At 32.8% G+C, this 2,224-nt stretch carries 3 protein-coding genes; all 3 read right to left on the bottom strand.

What is annotated here, in order from left to right; genetic code table 11:
- Nucleotides 1-222: 222 nt before the first annotated feature.
- Entirely contained in the window at nt 223-1,290 is a 1,068-nt protein-coding gene (locus tag BXY_RS00745; protein WP_208946701.1) for a polysaccharide pyruvyl transferase family protein, read from the bottom strand.
- On the bottom strand, nt 1,274-1,726 hold the full coding sequence (locus tag BXY_RS23840) for an acyltransferase family protein (protein WP_353845438.1): 453 nt from the start codon (nt 1,724-1,726) through the stop codon (nt 1,274-1,276). Before BXY_RS23840 ends, BXY_RS00745 begins: the two co-directional genes overlap by 17 nt.
- 11 nt (nt 1,727-1,737) lie before the next feature.
- Nucleotides 1,738-2,224 (bottom strand): hypothetical protein (locus BXY_RS00735; protein ID WP_208946700.1); only part of this gene is annotated, 487 nt, incomplete at its 5' end.

Here is a 2,224-nt window from a genome sequence, read left to right as displayed (position 1 = left end):
TGTAATAACCTTAGTACTTTGTTAAATGCCTTCCATAGAGATTTTTCCATCTTCCATATTCAAAAACTCTCGCGTTCGGGCTTCTTTTTTCTAACACCAAAACTTTACTGTCTACCCCTTGCTTCAACAGAGATTCATGAATTCTCAAACAACACAACCCTGCACCACCACTATCAGTGGTACATATATGCAATACTTTCATGCTATTCTTTATGAGATGATTTATTTCTTGTCCAAAATATCCTTCAACTTATCCCAATATTGATTTCTAAAATATGGCGGATTTTTATAAGTTCTGTCTTTTTGACTCAATATTGCCTGGGCCTTAAGATATGCATCATTTAAGCTTTGGGCATATTGAACAGCATCGTGATATTCTTCTTCCGGAAACCATTTAACTCCACTGCTAAGTTTATGGTCAGCAGAATTAAGAACTATGACAGGTGTATTAGCAATAGCAGAAAATATTGTACCATGATAACGGTCGGTAATTACCACTCTGTAAGTAGCAAACTTACTAATCATACCGTATATAATTTCATCACGGTGTTTGTCCAGTTCTTCACAAGGTACTCCTTTTAATGTTGTGTCAACCTTTTCTTTTCTAAGGCTTCCAAAACGCCCCATAAGCTTATCTATCTCTTCTTCTTTATAAAATGTCTCAATATCGTCTCTCATACAGAACAAGACTCCTTCTCTCTCCGTATTATAAGATTTGGTTCCAATTAATGAGGTCACAATATCTGGATAAAGGAGTAAAGGCGTAGAAGAAAATAATTCCTGCGCTTTTTTATAAGAAATCTTATCTCGACACAAAAGAATGGTATTTTTATTCTTAGCGAAACAATTAGAAACGAACTGTTGGATTATCGGAGTATGGAAATTAATTGTCTGTGGAAATATCAGCATCCTATTGTTGGGGAAATACCCCATCATATCTGTAAACATCTTCCAACCGTTATGATGATCCACCATGAAATAGCCACTATGTCCCAACAATATGTCATTTCTTTTCATTTTGAGTTTAAGAACTACCAAGGTCAAACGATAGGAAAATTCAGTTAACAATGACCTAGCATTATTAGATAAATTGAGTGTTGGCTTCAAATATCCTAAATGTATAATTTGATAAGAAGGATAATTTTCCTTTATCCATTTGTCAGTACACATAAGCTGTGCTTGGTCCCCCAAATTAGAATGGATAGGATGACACAAAACATAAACTTTATTCCTTGCTGAAAAAAGGATAGAAAAAATTCTTTTCCAATAACATCTACTTACGTAAAACATAATTAACAAATCTATTTGTTATAATTGAAAGAATCAAGCAAACGATAACAATTAAAATCGATGATATATACCCAAAATACCACCATGTTATAGTAAGCACCTTATCATGAATTAGATAGATATAATATGAAATGCCAGCAAGATACAGTATCATGCTATTGCGCTTTAATGAAAACTTTTTAAAAAGCTCATTCGACAGCAAAATTGAGAAGAAACCTAAGTTGACAAAAATAACATAATATTTATCTCCTGATGATGTTATAAACACCCACAATATCATCAGTACATTGACAATAAAATATAGTCCCATTTTATTCTCTAAAGACTTCTTAAGTATTTCATTTTCGTATAATGCAACCCACAATCCTAATACAAGCACCCATAAATTTCGATAATAGTGAGCAGGAAAATCATCAGGTCGTGTATATGTAAACACTGCAAACAATGTTAATAATAAAATATAGATTGTGAGTAAAAACCTCTTTTATTCATCACTTCATATTTTCCATTTATCGTTGCAAGACTTTTAGCAATCCCAAAAATTAAGTATGAGCAAAGTGTCACACCGACAAACCACATTGAACTACTAAAAGTTTTACAACCTACTATATATCTATATATATCTGTAAAATTCGTTCTATGTTGTCCTAACTCTACGAATGCAACATTAACCCTAGCAGCTTTCAATTCTTCAGGATCCGCATTTGCTCCTACAAGAAAATAAATTCCAATAGCTATTACCGTAATAATAATATAAGGGAACATCAATTTCCATATCCTCTTTTTTGCATATACAACAATCGTAGTGGGATGTTTTATTTCCGATTTCGCAATGCCATAAGACGATAAAAATAAGAAGATAACCAAAGCATAAGATCCACCACCTATTTCTAGAATTGTATTAGCAAATCCTCCTGTAGTTCTCAATGCGAAA

This window comes from Bacteroides xylanisolvens XB1A, from assembly GCF_000210075.1.
GTDB lineage: Bacteria > Bacteroidota > Bacteroidia > Bacteroidales > Bacteroidaceae > Bacteroides > Bacteroides xylanisolvens.
This window is presented reverse-complemented; position numbering and strand designations above follow the sequence as displayed.